Origin of the sequence: Longimicrobium sp., assembly GCF_036280135.1 — a bacterium.
Taxonomy (GTDB): Bacteria; Gemmatimonadota; Gemmatimonadetes; order Longimicrobiales; family Longimicrobiaceae; genus Longimicrobium.
In genome coordinates, this window is the sequence record NZ_DASURI010000162.1 from 1 (window position 1) to 2222 (window position 2222).

The following is a 2222-nucleotide window of genomic DNA, read 5'->3' on the forward strand; positions in this document are numbered from 1 at the left end:
CCTGTCCCCTGTAACCTGTCCCCCGCGGTTCATTCCGTCCCGGTACACCTTGTGCACCCCTGGCGCGGACCCGTAACCACACGAGGAGACCGATGTCCGACGCAACGCCAACCAACACGCAGGGCCGCTACGATTCCGGCAGCGACGCGGGCCCGGCCCAGTATGCCGGCGCCACCGACCAGCCGCGCGCCAACCCCGCCGGCGACCCGCCCCGCGGCCGCGAGCCGCGCACGGAGGTGCTCACGCTGGTCTGCGAGAACTGCGGCAAGGACTACTTCTTCGAGGACGACGAGCCGCAGCCCGGGATGACGTGCGAAAAGTGCGGCGGCACCGTCTTTCGCTCGTTCCACACGGTCGTGGGGGACGAGGCGTCCGACGACTTCCGGGACAGCACGGAGCGCGACCTGGACCCGGACGATCCGGAGGGCGACGTGCTCCCGGGCGACGTCATGGACCTCAACAACCTCTAGGGGCGAATGCCTGCGACACACGACGGCCGCACGCTCTTTACCGGCAGCGGCGTGGCCCTGGTCACGCCGTTTGCCGCGGACGGCGGGCTGAACGAGACGGTGCTGCGCGAGCTGGTGCGCTTTCACCTGCGGGAGGGCACGGACGCCCTGGTGGTCAACGGCAGCACCGGCGAGGCCAGCACCATGTCGCCCGACGAGCAGCGACGCGCCGTGGAGGTGGTCGCGGAAGAGGCGCGGTCCGGCGAGCGGCGCATCCCCGTCATCGCGGGGTGCGGAGGCAGCGACACGGCCGCCGTGGCCAAGCTCGCCTCCGCAGCCCGCGCGGCCGGCGCCGACGCGCTGCTGGTGGCGCCGCCGCCGTACAACAAGCCGCCCCAGCGGGGCATCATCGCCCACTTTCAGAAGGTGATGGACGCGGGCGACCTGCCGACCATCGTCTACAACGTGCCCGGCCGCACGGCGTGCAACATCCTCCCCGAGACGGTGGAGCAGATGGCGGACGACGAGCGCGTGGCCGGCGTCAAGGAGGCCAGCGGCGACATCAGCCAGGTGGCGGAGCTGGCACGCCGCGTGGGCGACCGCGTGGCGATCTACAGCGGCAACGACGACCAGGTGGTGCCGCTGATGGCGCTGGGCGGGCAGGGCGTCATCTCCGTGCTCGCCAACGTGGCCCCGGCGCAGACGGCCCGGATGGCGCACGCCTTCCTGGAGGGCGCCGTCAAGGAAGCGTGCGCGCTGCAGCTGCGCCTGCTGCCGCTGGTCTCCGCGCTCTTCCGCGAGGCGAACCCCATCCCCGTCAAGGCGGGCGTGGCGATGCTGGGATTCGACGTGGGCGAGCCGCGCCTGCCCCTGGTGCCCGTATCCGACGCCGTCCGCGCGGAGCTGGAGGGCGCCCTGCGCGACCTGGGCCTGCGCGGGAGCTGAGCGACGTGGCGGATTCGGCACGGATCGTCTTGAGCGGCGCCACGGGCCGCATGGGGCAGACGCTTGCGTCGCTCATCGCCGACGGCGAGGGGATGACGCTGCTGGGCGGCATCGGGCGCGTGCCGGAGCGCGGCTGCGACATCGGCTGCCCCGTCGTGGAGACACCGGAGACGGCCGGCGCGTGGATCCACGACGCCGACGTGGTCATCGACTTCAGCGCGCCGGAGCTGCTGCACCGGCTGCTGGAGATGCACGGCGACGCCCTGGCCGGCCGCGCGCTGGTCGTGGGCACCACGGGCCTGGGCGACGACGAGCAGGCGGCGCTGGCGCGGCAGGCGGAGCGCTCGGCCGTGCTGCAGGCGGCCAACTTCAGCGTGGGCGTGAACCTGCTGGTCGCGCTGGCGGAGCAGGCCGCGTCGGTGCTGGGCGACGACTACGACGTGGAGATCGTGGAGGCGCACCACCGCCGCAAGGTGGACGCGCCCTCCGGCACCGCCCTCGCGCTGGGCGAGGCGGTGGCGCGCGGACGCGGCGTCCCCCTCGCGGACGTGCGCGTGGACGGCCGCAGCGGGCGCCCCGGCGAGCGGCCGCGCGGGGAGGTGGGCTTTCACTCCGTGCGCGGCGGCGACATCGTCGGCGAGCACAGCGTCATGCTCATCGGCGAGCGCGAGCGCGTCACGCTGGGGCACGTCGCGCAGGACCGCGCGCTGTTCGCGGAGGGTGCCCTGCGCGCGGCGCGGTGGCTCGCGGGCCGGGCGCCCGGCACGTACACCATGCGCGACGTGCTCGGGCTGTAGCGTTTCGCATCGCTTTACGGCAACTGCATTC

At 73.5% G+C, this 2222-nt stretch carries 3 protein-coding genes; all 3 read left to right on the forward strand.

Features of this window, described 5'->3' with window-relative positions; genetic code table 11:
• Positions 1-92: 92 nt before the first annotated feature.
• From VFZ20_RS04945 to dapB, 3 genes are read left to right on the forward strand one after another with little or no spacing between them, the layout of a single operon-like run.
• Positions 93-470, forward strand: coding sequence for a hypothetical protein (locus VFZ20_RS04945; RefSeq protein WP_329682724.1), 378 nt, complete (start codon positions 93-95; stop codon positions 468-470).
• 6 nt (positions 471-476) lie between these two features.
• A complete protein-coding gene (gene dapA, locus VFZ20_RS04950; RefSeq protein ID WP_329682725.1) occupies positions 477-1394 on the forward strand; it encodes a 4-hydroxy-tetrahydrodipicolinate synthase in 918 nt (305 codons plus the stop codon).
• Between the two features lie 5 nt (positions 1395-1399).
• Positions 1400-2191 (forward strand): 4-hydroxy-tetrahydrodipicolinate reductase, encoded by a 792-nt coding sequence (gene dapB, locus VFZ20_RS04955; protein WP_329682726.1) that lies wholly within the window; start codon positions 1400-1402, stop codon positions 2189-2191.
• Positions 2192-2222 lie beyond the last annotated feature (31 nt).